16 protein-coding genes, 1 pseudogene and 1 CRISPR repeat array are annotated in these 17,848 nt (G+C 71.0%); of the genes and pseudogenes, 6 read left to right on the top strand and 11 right to left on the bottom strand.

Going from position 1 to position 17,848, the window contains the following annotated elements; all coding sequences use genetic code 11:
- Nucleotides 1-816 precede the first annotated feature (816 nt).
- Entirely contained in the window at nt 817-2,418 is a 1,602-nt protein-coding gene (locus tag D452_RS0106440) for an alkaline phosphatase D family protein (protein WP_017543327.1), read from the top strand.
- Nucleotides 2,419-2,462: 44 nt separating this feature from the next.
- Here D452_RS0106440 and D452_RS0106435 read toward each other — a convergent pair whose 3' ends face one another.
- A complete protein-coding gene (locus D452_RS0106435; protein ID WP_017543326.1) occupies nt 2,463-3,158 on the bottom strand; it encodes a metal-dependent transcriptional regulator in 696 nt (231 codons plus the stop codon).
- Nucleotides 3,159-3,246: 88 nt separating this feature from the next.
- A complete protein-coding gene (locus D452_RS0106430; RefSeq protein ID WP_026129025.1) occupies nt 3,247-3,453 on the bottom strand; it encodes a hypothetical protein in 207 nt (68 codons plus the stop codon).
- Nucleotides 3,454-3,557: 104 nt separating this feature from the next.
- Here D452_RS0106430 and D452_RS0106425 point away from each other — a divergent pair, with 104 nt between their 5' ends.
- Together D452_RS0106425 and D452_RS0106420 are read left to right on the top strand one after the other, a co-directional pair.
- Nucleotides 3,558-4,469, top strand: a complete 912-nt coding sequence (locus D452_RS0106425) for a LysR family transcriptional regulator (protein ID WP_017543324.1) — start codon at nt 3,558-3,560, stop codon at nt 4,467-4,469.
- Between the two features lie 355 nt (nt 4,470-4,824).
- Entirely contained in the window at nt 4,825-5,787 is a 963-nt protein-coding gene (locus D452_RS0106420) for a bacteriocin fulvocin C-related protein (protein WP_017543323.1), read from the top strand.
- 198 nt (nt 5,788-5,985) lie between these two features.
- Here D452_RS0106420 and D452_RS27815 read toward each other — a convergent pair whose 3' ends face one another.
- From D452_RS27815 to D452_RS0106390, 6 genes and pseudogenes are all read right to left on the bottom strand, one after another.
- Nucleotides 5,986-7,128 carry a PrsW family intramembrane metalloprotease gene (locus tag D452_RS27815; protein ID WP_083927460.1) on the bottom strand — a complete coding sequence of 381 codons (1,143 nt, stop codon included), beginning with the start codon at nt 7,126-7,128 and terminating at the stop codon, nt 5,986-5,988.
- Nucleotides 7,121-7,714 (bottom strand): hypothetical protein, encoded by a 594-nt coding sequence (locus D452_RS0106410; RefSeq protein ID WP_017543321.1) that lies wholly within the window; start codon nt 7,712-7,714, stop codon nt 7,121-7,123. The genes D452_RS27815 and D452_RS0106410 overlap by 8 nt, the downstream gene beginning before the upstream one ends.
- Nucleotides 7,715-7,997: 283 nt before the next feature.
- Nucleotides 7,998-8,279, bottom strand: coding sequence for a DUF4291 family protein (locus D452_RS32025; RefSeq protein WP_449289516.1), 282 nt, complete (start codon nt 8,277-8,279; stop codon nt 7,998-8,000).
- Between the two features lie 97 nt (nt 8,280-8,376).
- Nucleotides 8,377-8,601, bottom strand: a pseudogene (locus tag D452_RS32020) (DUF4291 family protein); the annotation flags it as partial.
- 65 nt (nt 8,602-8,666) lie between these two features.
- Nucleotides 8,667-9,362, bottom strand: coding sequence for a type 1 glutamine amidotransferase domain-containing protein (locus tag D452_RS0106395; RefSeq protein WP_017543318.1), 696 nt, complete (start codon nt 9,360-9,362; stop codon nt 8,667-8,669).
- A 128-nt stretch (nt 9,363-9,490) separates the two neighbouring features.
- The gene (locus D452_RS0106390; protein WP_017543317.1) at nt 9,491-10,450 is read right to left on the bottom strand and encodes a GlxA family transcriptional regulator; all 960 of its coding nucleotides are present in this window, start codon (nt 10,448-10,450) and stop codon (nt 9,491-9,493) included.
- A gap of 69 nt (nt 10,451-10,519) precedes the next feature.
- Between D452_RS0106390 and D452_RS0106385 the strand changes: the two genes are divergently transcribed.
- Nucleotides 10,520-11,476 carry an NADP-dependent oxidoreductase gene (locus D452_RS0106385; RefSeq protein ID WP_017543316.1) on the top strand — a complete coding sequence of 319 codons (957 nt, stop codon included), beginning with the start codon at nt 10,520-10,522 and terminating at the stop codon, nt 11,474-11,476.
- A gap of 95 nt (nt 11,477-11,571) precedes the next feature.
- Nucleotides 11,572-11,843: a CRISPR direct-repeat array (repeat unit 28 nt; unit sequence GTGCTCCCCGCGCATGCGGGGATGGTCC).
- Between the two features lie 255 nt (nt 11,844-12,098).
- On the opposite strand, the gene pabB is transcribed toward D452_RS0106385, so the two are convergent.
- Nucleotides 12,099-14,111, bottom strand: a complete 2,013-nt coding sequence (gene pabB, locus D452_RS0106380; protein ID WP_017543315.1) for an aminodeoxychorismate synthase component I — start codon at nt 14,109-14,111, stop codon at nt 12,099-12,101.
- 158 nt (nt 14,112-14,269) lie between these two features.
- On the opposite strand from pabB, the gene D452_RS0106375 reads away from it, so the two are divergent.
- Together D452_RS0106375 and D452_RS0106365 are read left to right on the top strand one after the other, a co-directional pair.
- A complete protein-coding gene (locus D452_RS0106375) occupies nt 14,270-14,503 on the top strand; it encodes an SHOCT domain-containing protein (RefSeq protein WP_017543314.1) in 234 nt (77 codons plus the stop codon).
- Between the two features lie 290 nt (nt 14,504-14,793).
- Nucleotides 14,794-16,458 carry an ABC-F family ATP-binding cassette domain-containing protein gene (locus D452_RS0106365; RefSeq protein ID WP_017543312.1) on the top strand — a complete coding sequence of 555 codons (1,665 nt, stop codon included), beginning with the start codon at nt 14,794-14,796 and terminating at the stop codon, nt 16,456-16,458.
- Between the two features lie 31 nt (nt 16,459-16,489).
- Here D452_RS0106365 and D452_RS0106360 read toward each other — a convergent pair whose 3' ends face one another.
- Together D452_RS0106360 and D452_RS27805 are read right to left on the bottom strand one after the other, a co-directional pair.
- The gene (locus tag D452_RS0106360; protein WP_026129023.1) at nt 16,490-16,888 is read right to left on the bottom strand and encodes a VOC family protein; all 399 of its coding nucleotides are present in this window, start codon (nt 16,886-16,888) and stop codon (nt 16,490-16,492) included.
- Entirely contained in the window at nt 16,885-17,769 is an 885-nt protein-coding gene (locus tag D452_RS27805) for an AraC family transcriptional regulator (RefSeq protein ID WP_017543310.1), read from the bottom strand. The genes D452_RS0106360 and D452_RS27805 overlap by 4 nt, the downstream gene beginning before the upstream one ends.
- Nucleotides 17,770-17,848 lie beyond the last annotated feature (79 nt).

Below are 17,848 nucleotides of genomic sequence, written 5' to 3'. Positions count from 1 at the left end.
GGGCCCGTCGAGCCCGGCTCGGCGGCTCCTCCGGCACCCGGATCGTGTCGCGGTCCTCAAGCCGAGGGCTGCGGTGCCGCCCACTCCCCCTGCGCCCCGCCAACGCGTCGTGGGGCGTCGCCACCCGGACCCAGGCCTCCGTGGAGCGGTGCGCACCCAGCCCGGCGGCGTCGAACTCGTCGCGCTCGTCGGGGCCGACCACCACCCCCGGTCGGCGCAGAGCCCAGGCGATCGGGGTCCCCTCCCCGGGCGTGGGCTCGCCCACCGGTAGGTGGAGGGGACCCAGGTCCACCACTCCCCGGTCCCACACGAGCGCCCTCTGCGAGCCTGTGCCGCCGAAGGAGTCGGCCTCGACGTAGGGACCGGTCCCCGAGCCGACCACGCGGTGACGCGCTCCACCAGAGGCACGGTGAGGCGGACGAAACCGGAGGGGACCTCGGCCGCCGGGTCGTCCCCGGAGGCCAGCGCCTCGGTGACGGGCCCCAGCACGAGCCCCTCACCCAGAGTGACGGACACAACCGCGGAGAGGCCTGATCCGACCGCCCGAAGGAGCGACGGCGGAGCGATCACGGCTTCGAGAACGTCACCCATGCGGACCTCTTGAGGGGGTGGGGCCAGAACGTAAGCGATCGTAATATCCCAGGGTCGACGAAACACCCAGGCTGCGACCCTCAGTAACCTTGCCGTCACCGAAGCGGAGGTAATGTTCACCGCGTAGGCGTTGGGTCGTACCACTTTCCATGGCCGGATGGACCACGGTTGCTCCCGTCCCGGGCACTCCGGGGCGGTCCGCCGCTCGAACCCAGGAGACCGTACATGCCGGGCACACCCGCATCCCCCGATCAGTCCCCCACGCTGTTCCCGGGGCCCGCAGCCACCCGCCGCCAGGCGTTGGTCGGTGGCGCCGTCACGCTGGGAGCCGCCGCACTGGGCACCTCCCTCGGGGCACCCTCCGCGCTCGCGGCCACCTCGATCCCCCGGAACCCCGCGATCTCCGACCCCTTCACCCTGGGCGTCGCGTCCGGCGACCCCCTCCACAACGGTGTGGTCCTGTGGACCCGGCTCGCTCCGAACCCCCTGGCCGAGGACGGTCTGGGCGGGATGCCCAACCGCGCCGTCGAGGTGGAGTGGCAGGTCTCCCACAGCGAGAACTTCGGCACCCTCGCCGCGTCCGGAAGCGTCGAGACCCGCCCCGAACAGGCCCACTCGATCCACGTGGAGCTGGAGCGCCTGCGCCCCAGGGCCGACTACTTCTACCGCTTCCGGGTCGGAAACGAGATCAGCCCCGTCGGCCGCACCCGCACCGCACCGCTTCCGGGCGCCCGCGTGAACAGGTTCGACTTCGCGTTCGCCAGCTGTCAGAGCTACACCCACGGGCACTACACCGCCCAGGCGCACCTGGCGGAGGAGGACCTGGACCTGGTCGCCTTCCTCGGCGACTACATCTACGAGACCCCCGACCAGGGCAGCATCGGTCGCGGCCACTACCCCGAGGTGGAGATCCGCTCCCTCGCCGAGTACCGGCTGCGGCACGCCCAGTACAAGACCGACCGCGACCTCCAGGCCGCCCACGCGGCCTTCCCGTGGGCGGTGGTCTTCGACGACCACGAACTGGAGAACAACTGGGCCGACGACACCTCCTACGAGGAGGACATCCCCCCGGAGGAGTTCCTGCTCCGGCGCGAGCACGCGCTCAAGGCCTACTACGAGCACATGCCGCTGCGCGCCGCCCAGCGCCCGGCCGGACCCGACCTGCACCTGTACCGCAGGCTGACCTTCGGCAACCTGGTGGACATGCACCTGCTGGACACCCGCCAGTACCGGGACGTGCAGGTGGCGGACTCCGAGCGCGACGACCCCGGGCGCACCCTGCTCGGCGCCGACCAGCGCCGGTGGCTGTCCCGGGGACTGTCGGACTCCAAGGCCAGGTGGAACGTCCTGGCGCAACAGGTGTTCTTCTCCCAGCGCGACTTCGCCGAGGGAGACTCGACCAGTTTCAGTGACGACGCCTGGGACAACTACCGGGTCGAGCGGGACAGTGTCCGGGACGAGATCGCCGGGGTGTCCAACCCGGTCGTGCTCACCGGCGACGTGCACGCCAACTACGTGGTGGACGTCAAGGCCGACTTCGACGATCCGGGATCAAGGACGGTGGCCACCGAACTGGTGGGGACCTCCTTCACGAGCGGTCAGGACGGCGCCGAACAGAACCCGGGCGACGCGGTCCAGCTGGCCGAGAACCCGCACATCAAGTTCATCAACCGCCGCCGCGGCTACGTGCGCAACACCGTCACGCCCACCGAGTGGACCGCCGACTACCGGGTGGTGGACTACGTGAGCAGGCCGGGCGCGCCCATCCGGGACCGGGCCCGGTTCGTCATCGAGGCCGGTCGTCCCGGCGTCCGGTCCCTGGCCTAGGACCAGCCCGCCCGGCATCCCACCCCGGTGTGGTGCCGGGTCGGCTACTCCTCGGGGCTGAGCCAGAGGGCCTCGGCGGCGACGAGCCCCAGGGCCTGCTCGCGCTCCTCCCCGCCCTTCTCCGGGCGGACCGCGATCTGGATGGATCCGGCGAAGGGCAGCCGTTCCACGACCTCCACCCGCATGCCGATACCGATGTCGATGTCGGCGAGGTAGCGCAGGAGTTCGGGGTCGGTGTCGTTGACCCGGACGATCACGCCGGTCGTGCCCGCCTCGGCCTCGGAGAGCAGCACGGACTCGCGCTCGACTATGACGCCCTCACGTGTGGGGATGGGGTCGCCGTGCGGGTCCACCACCGGGTTGCCCAGGTGGGCTGCGATGCGGTCGACGAACTTGTCCGAGACGACGTGTTCGAGGATCTCGGCCTCGTCGTGCACCTCGTCCCAGGAGTAGCCCAGCTCGGCCACCAGGTAGGTCTCCAGCAGCCGGTGGCGGCGCAGGACCGCCAGGGCCGCTTTGGTGCCGGTCTCGGTGAGGCTGACGTTGCCGTACCGCTGGTGCTCCACGAAGCCGAGTTCGTTGAGCTTGCGGAGCATCCCGGACACCGACGAATTGGACACCGACAGCCGCTCGGCCATCCCGGAGATCGTCACCGGTCCGGTTCCGCGCTCCTGGAGGTCATAGATGACCTTCACGTAGTCCTCGGCCGAAGTGGACGGTCGCGCCGGTGTGTTCCCCATGCCCGTAACCGTATCGCGGACCGCTCCCTGACCACGATTTCCGCACTGTTCCTGTGGACGAACCCCCGTCACACTTCCGGTGGGTCGCTCAGGCGTTGCAGCCGGGTGTGCGGGGGACCTTGATGGGCCGCCCCCGGGAGACGATCCGCGTGCCCGCGAGGCCGATCTCGCGGACCTGGGTCGAGCCGCAGACACAGCGCGACCACACGGTCAGCCCCGTGCCGGTCCGATGCTGGGAGAGCACCGCGAAGGGCTGTTCGTCCGGCCATCCGCAGTGTGGGCAGACACTGTTCATCGAGCACCTCTGGTTCGCTGTCGTCTTCCGCGATCCAGCATCACGCCCACGGACCCTCGCGGTCCAGGTTGAGTTTCTGGATGGCACTGTGAAGAATCGGCTACATGATCGATCTTCGTCGGCTGCGCATCCTCAGAGCGGTGGCACACCACGGAACGGTGACCGCCGCCGCCGAGGCGCTGCACTTCACGCCCTCGGCGGCCTCACAGCAGATCCGCCAGCTCGCCAAGGAGTTGGACGTGCCACTGCTGGAACCCCAGGGGCGTGGTGTGCGGCTGACATCGGCCGCGCGAAGTCTGTTGGGGCACGCGGACGCGATCCAGGCCCGCTGGGAGCGGGCGGAGATCGAGATGCGCGGGCTGGAGGCGGAACCGGCCGGGCCGCTCCGGGTGGCGGGTTTCCCCGTCGTGTTGACCCGGCTGCTGGCGCCCATGGCCGCCGCTCTGCGCACAGCGTACCCGCGCCTGGATGTACGGATCCTCGAATCCGAGCCCGGGGACAGCCTCGACCTGCTCTTCCGGGGTGACATCGACCTCTCCATCGTGGAGTCCGCCCCCGGCACGCCCGCGTTGGACGACGCCCGCTTCGACCAGGCGCCCCTGTTCGACGACCCCTTCGACCTCCTGGTCGCCCGTGGGCACCGCCTCGCCGGGCGAGCGAGCGTGCCGTTGATCGAGACCGCCCGTGAGCCGTGGGTGCTGCCGCGCCCGGACACGACCTGTCACGCGCACGCCATGACCGCGTGCGGGGCTGTCGGGTTCACCCCGCAGGGCCGTCACCAGGCGCTGGAGTGGAGTTCCGTGGCGGCGCTGGTCGCCCACGACCTGGGGGTGGCGCTCGTGCCGAGGTCCGCGGACGTGTCCCCCGACCTGCCGGTCACCCGCGTGCGCCTGGAGGGTTCTCCGGTCCCGGCCCGCTCACTGCTGACCTTCACCCGTGCCGGAGCCCGGGGACGTCCCTCGGTCGCCGCCGCCGTCGCCGAACTGGAGCGTCTGGCCCCCGGCATGGTGGCCTGATCCCGTTCGCTCCGAGGTGCCCTCGGGACGGGGCGTCCCCTGGTGGTGGACCATTCGCCGCCCCCTCGCGTCGTCGCGGGGCCCGCTGTTCCTGGTCCTTTCCGACTCCTTCCCCGAGGACCCCGCCTGACCTCGGTGAACTCCCCGTGGTTCCGGGTCTCCCCGGCCAGCCCGATACGTGACCCAAGTGACCACCAAAAAGAACGCTGACGAGCGGCGCGAACGCGGTTTCATCCGTGTTCGCGCCGTTATTGCCCTCGAGGACCATCGATTGGAGGTACCAAGTTCCGAAAACCTGACCCACGGCGAAGAACTCCCCTTGACACTGGGATGCGGCAGTGCGGGAAGGGAGATCATGAGGGACGTTCGGGTTCGGTACGTGTTGGCCTTCGACTCCTCGTGCGACAGGTGCGCGGACATCTCCACCACTGTGGAGTCCGTGTCGGGTGGTCGGCTGGAGACACTTCCGCTCACTCACCCGGAGGTGCGCGAGTGGCGGGTCCGTCAGTGGGGGCCCAACGCCCCCTGGGTCCCCACGCTGGTCCGGCACCGGGGTACCGAGGTCCGCTGCTGGAGCGGGGTCTCCATGGTCCGGCCGCTCCTGCGCGGCCTGGGCACGCAGGCGGCTCTGCGGGTCGTCGAGGCCCTGGGCGAACTCAGCCGGCAACGCCGCCGAGCCCCCTGGGAGCGGTCCCGGGTGTCCTCCCCCGGAACCTCGGTGCGGCCCCGGCTCCAGAGGCTGCGCGCGGGCTGGTTCGTCATCATGACCCTCGCGCTGGCGGGCCGTACTCCCGCGCTGGCCCGTTCCGACCACGGTCTGGCCCGCGAGTGGGTGGAGGCCAACCGCGACCGCCTGCCCAGGGACTACGACGCGTTCACCGCGCACCCCCTGGTCCACCGCCGCCTGGTCTTCGCGGAACTCCCTCCCCGTGCCCGCCGTGACCTGTGGCTGGAGCACCTGAGGCGTTACGAACGCGCTCACCCCCATCTCACCGCGGCGCAGCGCGAGGTGGTGCACCTGGCCCGGCGCACGCTGTCCGACGTTCTGGTGTTCCGCGACGGCCTCGACCCGGTCCGGGAACGCGAGCTACGCGGGCTGGCCGTCTCCGCGTTCGGCACGGAGGAGGCCCACGCGCTGCTGGCGACCCTGGGCCCCGACGAACCCGACCCGCGCGGCGGTGCCACCACGAGGGCGGAGCGCTGCGGAGCCTGGGAGCCCTGCCTGTCGAAGGGATGTACCGAGGTCCCCTTCACCTGTGGCACCGCGTGGATGTACACGCGGGACGGTATGCGCGCCCGCGCCGAACCAGCCGGTTAGCCCCCGAAGGTACGGTGCCTCCGGAAGACGGGGACCTCGGGAACGGGGGGACGAGGAGGATGACTCCAGGACCTGGCGGTAGCGGCGAACCGAAGCTGACAGCATGGGCGCACCAGGAGGCGAGGAACGTCGAAACGACAACCCGCGCCAGGCGCCGGATTCTGTTCCGATGTTGCTCGCCCCCGCGGACCGGTGTGGTCAGGCCGCGCCCGGCACGGCCTCCCGGGCGCCCTTGCCCATGGCCCGTGATTCAGCCGCATTCACCAGGCGGTCCTGCTCACCGCGCAGGGCGGCGCGGTCGGCCGCCGGAACCTCCCGCAGGGCCCTGCGCCGTCCCCGACGGGTAGCCAGCGCGAGCGAGGCCTCGCGCTCCCACCCGTGCTCGGCGCCCGCCTCCTCCAGTGCGCCGCGCAACCGCCGCAGGTGAGCTCGGCGCAGCACGAAGTAGAGAGCCATCGCGAGCACGAAATTCACCAGCGCCTTGACCACGACCGCCGACCCTTGGAGGAAGGGCAGGTTGATGGACGCGTGCATCCCCATGGCGAGCACCACCAGCAGCAGGGCCGCCGCAATGGTGCGGGGCGGCGGCCGCCGCCCCGCGGCCACCATCAGCCCCACCGCGGTGCCCGCGACCGCCGACAGCGCCCAGTGAGTGCCCATCCCCGTGAGCAGCACGCGCATGGCCGAGGACTGCACCACCAGGTTGACCCCGCCCAGACCGCCGCTCGAGGTCACCTCCTGCACGGCCATGAAGAAGTTCTCCGTCACCTGGAACCCCAGCCCCGTGAGCGCCCCGAAGACGAATCCGTCCACCGGCCCCCTGATCGCGTGGGGGAACGCGACGGCGACCAGCACGACCCCGGCGAGCTTGAGCAGCTCCTCGTCGAGGGGTCCCGAGACCGCCGCGCCCCACGTATCCGCCGCCTGCGGACCCATCGTCTTGGCCAGGACCGCGTCCAGCGCCTCGTTGGCGGTCAGGGCCAGCGCGGTCACGGCGAACAGCCCCCAGGCGACCGCCGCGAGCGACGCGGCCGTTCCGGGAGCACGCACGGGCCGGATGCGGCGCAGCAGCCAGTACCCGAACACCAGTGTGAGCGCGCCCAGAAGGAACGCGCTCGCCCACACCGCGGGGAAGGCCACGGCGACGCCGAACACGCGGTACACAAGGGACCCGAGCGCGACCAGGCACACCAGGGCGATCAGCACGCCTGCGGCCTGTTGCGGCTCCAGCCCTCTTCCCGGGCTGCGCGCGGCGGTTCCGACTCCCGGACCGCGCCTGGGGGCCGGGGTCCCGCTGGCGGCGCGGCCGGTGGACCCGGATTCGTGTGGGGCCCTAACCATGTCCGGCCTCCCCGGAGAAAGTGATCATGTGCGCGAGGTCCTCCGGGGAGGGGCCGGGATCGCCGTCCGTGCCCTGCAGGACCATCCGGACCGCGTAGTTGTCACCGGGTGCAGGGAACAGCACGACGGCCCCCGGCCCTTGGGAGCGGCTCACGTCCGCCGCGAGCCCCTCCGTGCCGTCGGCGGAGACGACCGTCGCGGGCGCACCGATCTCGGTGGAGGGAGCCTGCGAGCGCAGGACCCTGCGTGCCCCCTCCCAGCGCCGGTCCGTGCCGGGGGCGGCCTCTGACTCCCCCGGCTGCCCGACATCGAGCACCAGGGAGCCGTGTTCGAGGCGGTAGGACTGCCCGGGGTGCGAGGCGGCCACGTCCATCTCCCAGCCGTCCTCGGGCACCACGAGTGCGGCGCGGGTCGTGCCGTCGCCTCCCAGGGCCAGTTCCTGTCCGGCCGTTACCGGGGTCTTGCCGGGGATCAGCGTGTTGACCAGTGACCACCCGGCCGTCACCAGGACGATCATCGCGACCGCGACTCCGACCGCGATCCATCCCGGTCCGGCCCGCCTTGTGGCCGTCTCCTGTTCCGTCACCGTGGACCTCCTCGTCCGAGCATGTGCTTGCCAGCAGACCCGGCGGCGGAAGGACGGCAAAAATGACACGCGTCACTTTGTGGGGTTTTGAACCGTTCTGAGGGTCGCTTGGTCGGGGCGGGGGTTGAGGAGTATCGGAACAGCATCCGCGCTGGGGAACCCCTGCCGCTCACCGGTCGGTGGTGGGGGCGTCCAGCGCGGCATCTATCGGCCTCGCTGGGCAGGGTGTGGCGACGGAGGGCGTCGGGCGTCCGCACCGTGAAGGAGTGGAGGGCACGGTGGTTCACCTCCGTGCTGGTTGCAGATGTGCGATGGCCTGGTCCGGGATCGGATACGGGCGTTCCCGCGGCAGCAGCGCGGCCGCCGTGTCCAGCTCACCTCGGCTCACCAGGTCGCGCAGCTCGTGGGCCAGGGGTGTGATGTCGGTGATCGACACCGTCCACTCGTCCGCGTAGCGGCGGGACGCCTCGCCGGACAGCCCCAACTGGAGGGAGCGGTACGCGAGCGGGTTCAGACGGAGGTCGCGTTCGGGGTCCCACTGGACACGCGACGGTGCCGCTCGCAGCTCCCGTTTCCAGGCGTCTCGGTCCCGAGTGCAGACCGGGCTTGTAGTGCGACAGGGCGGAGCGGCGCAGGGCCCATTCGAACCCCTCGCGGGTGATCTCCACCGCCAGTACCGTCTCCTGGTTCGCCTTCCGCCCCCACCCGCAGCGGTACATCATCCAGAGGATCGACGGCTTGATCCAGGTCATCCGCTCGCGCTTCCACGACGCCGGGAAGCGGCCCTCACGTGCGGCGGGGACCCCGATCGCGGGGGCGTAGGCCTGGTAGACGGTGACCGTCGTGTCGGTGTACCTGGCCCTGATCTGGAACGGGGGAATGCTCATGGGAGACCACAGTGGCGCTGACCAGCGGGCGCGGCAACCGGATTTCCGCTGGCCAGCGCGGGGCCTCAGCCCATCAGCCTGAGCATCTCCTGGGCCAGCGGGGCTGAGGACGCGGGGTTCTGGCCGGTGACCAGGTTGCGGTCCACCACGACCTTGGGGGCCCAGGGCTCGCCCTCCTGGAAGTCCACCCCGGCCTCCACCAGGCGGTCCTGGAGCAGCCACGCGGCCTGGTCGGCCAGGCCCGCCTGGGTCTCCTCCGTGTTGGTGAACGCGCTCACTCGGTAACCGGCGAACGGGTTCGTGCCGTCCGGTCGCTCGGCCGCCAGCAGGGCGGCGGGGGCGTGGCAGACCACGCCGAGCAGCTTGCCCGTCTCCAGAGCGGTGGTGAGCAGGTCACCGGAGACGGTGTCCACCGCCAGGTCCTCCATGGGGCCGTGCCCTCCGGGCAGGTACACCGCGTCGTAGTCGCCGAGGTCGACCTCCTCCAGGCTGAGCGGCGAGTGGAGTTCGGTGAAGGAGTCCAACAGGGCGCAGACCCGGTCGGCGTTCTCCTGGCCGCCATTTGCGCCCGCCTCCAGGCTGCCCCGGTCAACGGGAGGCACGACCCCGCCGGGGGTCGCGACGACGATCTCGTGTCCGGCGTCCCTGAAAGCCTCGTAGGGAGCGACGGCCTCCTCAGCCCAGAAACCGGTGGGGTGCCGGGTGCCGTCCGCCAGCGTCCAGTGGTCGGCGCCGGTCATCAGGAACAGGATCGTGGACATACTGGATCACTCCGCATGTGGGTTCCGCCTCGATGGTGCCGCTGACACTAGTTGCCCGGGCAGGCATGTTCCAACGGAACACCCTGTGTCCGCCGTCGGGGTTCCTCCGGCTTCTCGCGCCGCTGACCTCAGGAAACAGCCACGGTCGCGCCCCGGAAGGTGCGCCGGTAGGTGAGTGGGGACACCCCGATCGCGGCCCGCAGGTGCTGGCGCAGGGAGGTACCGGTGGCGAACCCGACCCGTCCGGCGATCTCGTCCACCGGAAGCTCCGTGGTCTCCAACAGGTGCCGCGCCCGCAGGACCCGCTGGTGGATCAACCACCGCCCCGGGCTCGTCCCGACCTCCTCGTGGAACCTGCGGATGAAGGTCCTCAGGCTCATGTGTGCGTGTTCGGCCAGGTCAGACAGGGTTATTGGTTGATCAAGGCGGGCGAGGGCCCAACCGCGGGCCGCCGCCGTGCCCTCGCGTCCCGGCTCGGGGACCGGCCGTTCGATGTACTGGGCCTGGCCGCCGTCGCGCCAGGGCGGCACCACACAGGTACGCGCCACCCGGTTCGCGAGTTCGCTGCCATGGTCGGAGCGGACCAGGTGCAGGCACACGTCCACCCCCGAGGCCGCGCCCGCCGAGGTCAGGAGGTCGCCGTCGTCCACGAAGAGCACGTCCGGGTCCAGGAGCACCTTCGGGAACCAGGTGCGGAACGATTCGGTGAGGGCCCAGTGGGTGGTGGCCGGGCGCCCGTCCAGCCAACCGGCGGCGGCCAGCACGAACGCGCCGGTGCAGATCGAGACCACACGCGTGCCCGGGCGGATCGCGTCCAGGGCACCGGCGACCCGCGGGTCCAGCTCGCGGGAGAGCAGCCCGGCGTCGAAGGGCGGGATGACCACGGTGTCCGCGCTGGCCAGGACATCGGGACCGTGCTCGACCGTGACCGCGAAGTCGGCGTTGGTGGGAACCGAGGGTTCGCCGGAAGAACAGGTCAGCACCTCGTACCGGCCGTTCGCGGCCCCGAGGACGCGGCTGGGGATACCCAGCTCGAAAGGGTAGACACCAGGCAGGGCCAGAACAACGACGCGATGCGGAACGCTCATGGCACGATCCTATTCAAAGATGACAATCATGCCATGGTGCGCCGATCCCGAACCCGAGAGGCTGGAGCCATGAACGCAGACCACAGCACCATGCGCGCCATCAGCCAGGACAACCACGGCGGCCCGGAGGTCCTCCAGGAGGTACGGGTCCCCACGCCCAGTCCCGGGCCCGGCGAGATCCTGGTCTCCGTCCGCGCGGCCGGGGTCAACCCGACCGACTGGAAGCACCGCGCCGCGGCGGGCTTCGTGAACCGCCTCCCCCTCGTCCTGGGCTGGGACGTGTCCGGGGTCGTGGAGTCCGTGGGGTACGGGGTGACGATCCACCAGCCGGGCGACGAGGTTCTCGGAATGCTGCCCTACCCGCACGGAGCGGGCTCGCACGCCGAGTTCGTCACCGGCCCCGCGCGGGCCTTCGCCCGTAAACCCGCCGGTGTCGACCACGTCCAGGCCGGGGCGCTGCCGCTGGCCGCGCTCACCGCTCACCAGGCTCTGGTGGACACCGCCGGGCTTCGCTCGGGGCAGCGCGTGCTGGTGCACGCGGCCGCCGGAGGCGTCGGCCACCTCGCCGTGCAGATCGCCAAGGCGCACGGGGCCTATGTCGTGGGCACCGCCAGCACGCCCAAGCACGGATTCCTGCGTGAGCTGGGCGCCGACGAAGTGATCGACTACCGCGAGGTCGACTTCGCCGAGGCCACCAGCGACATCGACGTGGTTCTGGACCCGCTGGCCGGTGACGTGGCGGAGCGCTCCCTGAAGGTGATGCGCTCGGGCGGGACTCTGGTCTCCCTGCTACCCCTGCCTGGGGAGGTGGTGGAGCGGGCCGCCCAACGTGACATTCGAGCGGTGTCGATGCTGGTCGAGGACGACCACGCCGGGATGGAAGCGATCGCCGAACTCGTGGCCGAGGGGGCTCTGAAGGCGCACGTGGAGGCGACGTTCCCGCTGTCCGAGGCCGCGAAGGCCCACTCCCTGGGCGAGACCGGCCGGACCACGGGGAAGATCGTCCTGGTCATGGAGGACAATTAGGGCGGGAGAACTGGAAAGCTGAGTCGGATTTGTCTGTTTCTGGAGAACTTACAAAAACAGACCCTTGCCGCCGGTAAGTTCGCAGGTGAAAAAGGGTGCTCCCCGCGCACGCGGGGATGGTCCCCAGGCGCTGAAAGAGCACTCGGCCTCCGGGAAGTGCTCCCCGCGCACGCGGGGATGGTCCCCGCCCGTACCGGGGGTCACGGACACGGCCGATGTGCTCCCCGCGCATGCGGGGATGGTCCCAACAGCGTGGTCCACAGGGGCGACGGAGACCTGTGCTCCCCGCGCATGCGGGGATGGTCCCGGGAAACACGGTGGGCGCTGCCCACCTACGCCGTGCTCCCCGCGCATGCGGGGATGGTCCAGCTCGCTCACTCCAGATCCACTCCAGATGGAAGTTCCCCACGCACGTGGGATTGGGCCGCATCAGGCCGAGGTGGTCGCCTGCGGCCCAGGGGCTCCTGATCCGGTCACGGGCATGGGGCTCGCCCCCACAAACACCCGGACCAACCCGGGCCTGAGCCCGCTGACGACGAGCCGAAGGAGAACCACGGCGACCACTGAGACTGATCCCTGACGTGCGACGAGGCAAGGCCCCTTGCTCGGGTGGTACGCGTTGCTACCGGCCCCGGGCTGGGACCTCGGCCTTGAGGAGCATCTCCTCGTACTCGTCCTCGGGGTCGGAGTCCAGCACGATCGCCCCGCCAGCGCCCACGGTGACCTCACCGTTGGCGTGCACGGCCGTGCGGATGACGATGCTGAGGTCCGCCTCGCCGGTGTGCGAGACGTAGCCCAGCGCCCCGGAGTACACACCTCTGGCCGAGGACTCCAGCCGGTCGATGAGCTCCATCGTGCGCAGCTTCGGTGCACCGGTCATCGAACCGCCCGGGAAGCAGGCGCGGACCGCCTCCAGCGTCGACACCTCCGGGCGCAGCCGTCCTCGGACGGTCGAGACCAGCTGGTGCACGGTCGCGTACGACTCCGTGTACATGAAGGCGGGCACCTCCACGCTGCCGACCTCGCACACGCGGCCGAGGTCGTTGCGGAGCAGGTCCACGATCATGAGGTTCTCGGCGCGGGTCTTGGCGCCGGTGCGCAGCTCGGAGGCGATGCGGGCGTCCGCCACCGGGTCGGCGTGGCGGGGCGCGGTGCCCTTGATGGGGCGGCTCTCGGCAACACGCTCCGCATCCACGCGCAGGAAGCGCTCGGGTGAGGCGCTGAGCACGGTCACCCCCCGGGCTCGGAGGAAAGCGGCGTAGGGGGCGGGGCTAGCGGCACGCAGGCGGCGGTAGAAGTCCAGGTCGCCACCGTCGCCGAGGTCGGGCAGACGGACCCGGTTGGTCAGGCAGATCTCGTAGCTCTCGCCGTCGGTCAGGTGGCCCAGACACGTCTTGACGTCGTCCACGTAGGCGTCGCGGGACTGTTCCAGGAGCGAGGCCAGGTCGACCGGCGTGAGCGAGGGCGCGGGTTCGGGCAGCGGGGGGAGGTCGCCCAGGGCCGCGAGCGTGTTCCGGACCCACTCGTCCGCGTCTGGCTCATCGTCCGCGCAGACCACATGGGTACGGCCCTCGTGGTGGTCGACGGCGACGAACCGGTCGCAGCGCATCCACACGGCGTCCGGGGTGTCGGCCGTGTGCGCCCGGCCGGCCCCGCAGTCGGCCTTGAGTTCGTAGCCGAAGTAGCCCACGTAGCCGCCGGTGAAGCCGAAGGGCAGTCCGGTCGGGCGGGGTGTGTGGCGGGTGCGGCGTTCCAGTGCCCCGAACACGTCACCGGGTTCCTCGCGGGTCCCGGTGGTGGTGTGCACCCACACGCCCGTGTCGCCGACGTCGTAGGTGAGGACCTCGGAGGCGTCCCCGAGGAAGGAGAAGCGGGCGGGCCCCTCGGGGCGGGAGCTGTCCAGCCAGAAGGCGTGTTCGGAGCCGCCGTACAGGTGGGCGAAGGCGCGCTCGGTGTCCACCGCGTGGGGCAGTGACTCGGAGCGGATCGAGGGGCCGATCTCGGTGTCGTTCCTGGTGGTCGGCCCCTGGGCGCTGTGGCCGGTGGACGCCCCCCGGTGGTCGCGGGCCAGTGCCAGGAAGTTGGCGACCAGGTCGGTTCCGTGCTCGCTGGCGACGGACTCGGGGTGGAACTGCACCCCCCAGCGCGGCAGGTCGCGGTGGCTCAGACCCATCACCACGCCGTCCTCGGCCCAGGCGGTGGCCACGAGGTTCTCGGGCAGGGGCTCGGACACGGCGAGGGAGTGGTAGCGCACGGCGGTGAAGTCTTGCGGCACCCCTGAGAAGAGCCCCGTGCCGTCGTGCCGGACCCGGGTCAGGTGTCCGTGGCGGGGCTGGGGCGCCGCGTTCACCTCGGCTCCGGCCAGGTGAGCGATGGCCTGGTGCCCCAGGCACACCCCGAGGACCGGCAGGTCCGTGTGCGCGAGGAGTTCGGTGACGCGTCCCAGGTCGCGGGCGTTCTGCGGGCGACCGGGGCCCGGGGACACCACGACGGCGTCCACGGTGGCGAGGTCGAGTTCGGACCAACGGGGGTCGTCGTTGGTCAGGACCAGGGGCTCCGTGCCGAGCACCTCGGCGAGGAGCTGGAACAGGTTGTACGTGTAGGAGTCGTGGTTGTCCACGAGGAGAACGCGCATCCCGCCCTTTCTGGGACCGGCCGTTGGATCGCGATGTCCCAGATTACGCCGTTCTGGGTGGTTCAAGGATCGCCAGCCCTGGTGGTGGGACCGGGCAGGCTGTAGACAGGGAGAGCGGCGGGCGCGCCGGTCCGCTCACTGTCGAAGGTAGGGACGCCGTGAACGTCTTCATCGCCGTGGCCGCGATCGTGGTCGTGCTGGGCCTGGCCTTCTTCTTCGTCCTCACCGTCACCGAGGTCGGTCAGCTGCTCACGCGTCGTCGCACCGGACCGTCGATCGCTCCTCCCCCGGCCACGGACGCCGCCACTCAGGAGCTGCGCATGCGCTATGCCCGGGGTGAGATCAGCCGGGAGGAGTACCTCCAGCGCAAGATCGACCTCGAGGAGTTCTGAGCAACCGGAGACGCACGTCACACGCATTGGCTGATTGACACTCCGGCCGGAGTGGGTACAGTTCTCCTCGTCCTGTTGTCTATGATCGAGGTGGACGTTGCGCATCTGAGGTTCGCGATCATCACGCGGTGCGGCGCCGGTTTCCGGCTGTCCGACGCGTGCATGGAACCTCGGTGCAGGAGCCGTCCCTGACTCGACCAGGACTCCCCTCGCCTTCCCTCCCGGCGCAACGCCGTGTGGTGCTCGCACACGAAGCCCTTTCCACACCGCTTCTGACTGCGAGAACACCCATGTCCAAGACCAGCACCACCACGAGTCCCGTTGCCTGCTCCGACCTGGCCTTCCAGTGGAAGGACGGCACCGTCGTGTTCGACGGACTGTCCCTCACCCTCGGCCGGGGCCGCACCGGACTGGTCGGCACCAACGGCGCTGGCAAGTCCACCCTGCTACGGCTCCTGGCCGGTCAGCTGCGCCCCGCGCGGGGGTCGGTGACCGTCGGCGGGAGCCTGGCCTACCTGCCGCAGAACGTCACGCTCGACACCGGCATGCGGGTCGACCAGGCGATGGGCATCGCCGACACACGCGCGGCCCTGCACGCCATCGAGGCCGGAGACGCCTCCGAGCAGCACTTCGAGACAGTCGGCGACGACTGGGACATCGAGGAGCGCACCCTGGCGACCCTGGGTTCGCTCGGGCTGGGCGGGATCGGCCTGGACCGCAGCGTCGGCCAGCTCTCCGGCGGCGAGACCGTCCTGCTGCGCCTGGCCACGGTCCTGTTGGAGCGCCCCGACGTGCTCCTGCTGGACGAACCCACCAACAACCTGGACCTCGTCGCACGCCGCCGGCTCTACGAGACGGTGGAGACCTGGCGGTCGGGTTCCCTGGTGGTGGTCAGCCACGACCTGGAACTCCTGGAACGGGTGGACCGGATCGCGGAACTGCGGACCGGCTCGGTGACCATCTACGGCGGCGGCTGGACCGCCTACCAGGAGGCACTGGCCGTGCAGCAGGAGGCGGCCGAACGGACCCTGCGCGCGGCCGACGCCGACGTGCGCCGGCAGAAACGGGAACTGGAGGAGACCCAGGTCAAACTGGCCCGACGCCAGCGCACCGCCAAGAAGGCGGCCATCGACGGAGGAATCCCGAAGATCGTCCAGGGCGCGCTCAAGCGGGCCGCCCAGGAGTCTGCGGGCAAGCTCCGGGGCACCCACGAGGACCGGCTCGACGAGGCGCGCGAACGCCGCGAGGAGGCGGCCGACGCGGTGCGCGACGACGCGGAGATCCGGGTGGAGCTACCCCGCACCGAGGTTCCCAACGGCCGTGACGTGCTCAGTCTGCGCGGGGTGCGTCCCCGGTTCGGCCGTCTGGTCTCGGGTGACCTGCTGGTACGCGGACCGGAGCGGATCGCCCTGGTGGGACGCAACGGAGCGGGCAAGACGACGCTGCTGCGAGCCGTGGCCGGGCAGGAGAGCCCGGTGGAGGGCGAGGTCGACGTGTCCGTGCCCGTACGGTTCCTGCCACAGCGGCTGGACGTGCTGGACGAGTCCCTGAGCGTCGCGGAGAACGTCTCCGATGCCGCTCCGGGGGTCAGCGCCCAGCACATCCGCGCCCAGCTGGCACGGTTCCTGTTCAAGGGGAACCGGGCCGCGCAGGTCGCGGGGACGCTGTCCGGCGGTGAACGCTTCCGGGCCGCCCTGGCGGCGACCATGCTGGCCTCCCCGGCCCCGCAGCTGTTGATGCTGGACGAGCCCACCAACAACCTGGACCTGTCGAGCGTCCGGCAGTTGACCAGCGCCCTGGAGGCCTACCAGGGGGCGCTGGTGGTCGCCAGCCACGACCTGCGCTTCCTGGAGTCCATCGGGATCACCCGCTGGCTGCTGCTCGACGAGGAGCTTCGGGAGACCACCGCCGAGGAGGTACGCGAGCTGTTCACCGGCGCACCGGGCGAACGGTGACCCCCGCCGCGGCTTCGGTGGCGTGCGCCCCTCAGGGGGCGGACGCGCCGGGGTAGGTGCCGAACGACCAGAGGTTGCCCTCCGGGTCGCGCACCCCGAACTCACGCGAACCGTAGTCGGTGTCCGCGAGGGGGCGGGTGACGTCCGCGCCCCGGGCGGTCACCCGCTCGTACAGGGCGTCCGGGTCGGTGGTGACCACGTAGGTCCCCGCCGTCCCGGGCTGGCGCGACCACTCGCCTCCGGGCTTGTGGGTGCCGAGCATGAGACCGCCGCTGCCTTCGGGCCACAGCAGTTCGGCGTGGGCCACGGTGTCGCCGTCGTCGTGACGCGCCGCGAGCACGAAGCCGAAGGTCTCGACGTAGTAGTCGATCAGTCTGGGTGCGTCCACGGCCTGGAGCGTGCTCCAGACGGTGGGATTCGTGGTGTTCATGGTGTCCATTCTTCGTGTGGGGCGCGGGCCACGTCTTGGATGTTTCGGAACTCCCTGGTCAGCCAGGACCCCGGGGAGAGTCCGGTGAAGCGCACGAACTCCCTGTTCAGGTGCGCCTGGTCGCTGTACCCGGCTTCGAGGGCCACATCGGCGAGCCGGGCCCGGCCGTGCGCGTGAACGTCCTGGGTGATCAGGGTGCGTGCGTACTCGAAGCGCATCAGGGTCGCCACCGTCTTGGGCGACCGCCCGACCTCGCGGTGGAAGAGGGTGCCCAGGTGGCGCGCGCTCACGCCGACCTCGCGAGCGAGCTCGGCCACGGGGAACCGGCCGTGGCTGCGGGCCAGCAGCTCCCAGGCGTGCACGACCTCACTCCTCGGCGCCACCGCGCCCAGGTCGCGGTGGCGCGCCACGAGGTAGTGGCGGACCAGCGCGAACGACGCGTCCCACCCGGGCATCTCGGTCAACCGCTCGTGGACCTCGGTGGCGGCGCGTCCCAGCAGCTCCGAGGCGTCGAACCCGTCGGAGTCGCCCACGGCCAGTTCCGCCCCCGGTACGCCGAAGAGCGCGCGGGAGGCGAGGGGGTGCACCGAGACCTGGACCCCGGACTGTCCCGCCCGCTGGTTCACGTGGGTCGCCCGGGTGTGGAGTCCGCCCAACAGCACCGGGCTGGGGCGGGCGTCGGCCAGTCGGTCCGGGGTGTCGGCGGCCTCGACTCCGTCGTCCAGGCTGAGGATGAGGGTCAGGGTCGCCGACGGCAGACCGAGGTGGACGGAGTCGGGCGCGTCGCGGTTGCGGTAGCCGACCATCGCGGCCACCCCGGGAGCGCTGCCGGGGGCCGCCACTGCGAAGTCCCAGGTGTGGCCCCGTTCCCTGCCGTCCACGCTTCCAGCCTAGCTCCGTTCCGTGCCCCCATCTGCCCCCTGAGGCCGGAGCCGAAGGCCTCCGAAGGGCGAGATAGGG

This window comes from Nocardiopsis prasina DSM 43845 (assembly GCF_000341265.1).
Taxonomy (GTDB): Bacteria; Actinomycetota; Actinomycetes; order Streptosporangiales; family Streptosporangiaceae; genus Nocardiopsis; species Nocardiopsis prasina.
Note: the sequence above shows the minus strand (reverse complement) of the source record. Positions and strands in the feature narration are given on the sequence as shown.

Coding starts and splice junctions, on each gene's coding strand:
- D452_RS0106365 (WP_017543312.1), top strand. CDS start 14,794: ATGTCCAAGACCAGCACCACCACGAGTCCCGTTGCCTGCTCCGACCTG.
- D452_RS0106425 (WP_017543324.1), top strand. CDS start 3,558: ATGATCGATCTTCGTCGGCTGCGCATCCTCAGAGCGGTGGCACACCAC.
- D452_RS0106360 (WP_026129023.1), bottom strand. CDS start 16,888: ATGAACACCACGAATCCCACCGTCTGGAGCACGCTCCAGGCCGTGGAC.
- D452_RS0106390 (WP_017543317.1), bottom strand. CDS start 10,450: ATGAGCGTTCCGCATCGCGTCGTTGTTCTGGCCCTGCCTGGTGTCTAC.
- D452_RS0106395 (WP_017543318.1), bottom strand. CDS start 9,362: ATGTCCACGATCCTGTTCCTGATGACCGGCGCCGACCACTGGACGCTG.
- D452_RS0106420 (WP_017543323.1), top strand. CDS start 4,825: ATGAGGGACGTTCGGGTTCGGTACGTGTTGGCCTTCGACTCCTCGTGC.
- pabB (WP_017543315.1), bottom strand. CDS start 14,111: ATGCGCGTTCTCCTCGTGGACAACCACGACTCCTACACGTACAACCTG.
- D452_RS0106430 (WP_026129025.1), bottom strand. CDS start 3,453: ATGAACAGTGTCTGCCCACACTGCGGATGGCCGGACGAACAGCCCTTC.
- D452_RS0106435 (WP_017543326.1), bottom strand. CDS start 3,158: ATGGGGAACACACCGGCGCGACCGTCCACTTCGGCCGAGGACTACGTG.
- D452_RS27815 (WP_083927460.1), bottom strand. CDS start 7,128: ATGGTTAGGGCCCCACACGAATCCGGGTCCACCGGCCGCGCCGCCAGC.
- D452_RS0106385 (WP_017543316.1), top strand. CDS start 10,520: ATGAACGCAGACCACAGCACCATGCGCGCCATCAGCCAGGACAACCAC.
- D452_RS0106440 (WP_017543327.1), top strand. CDS start 817: ATGCCGGGCACACCCGCATCCCCCGATCAGTCCCCCACGCTGTTCCCG.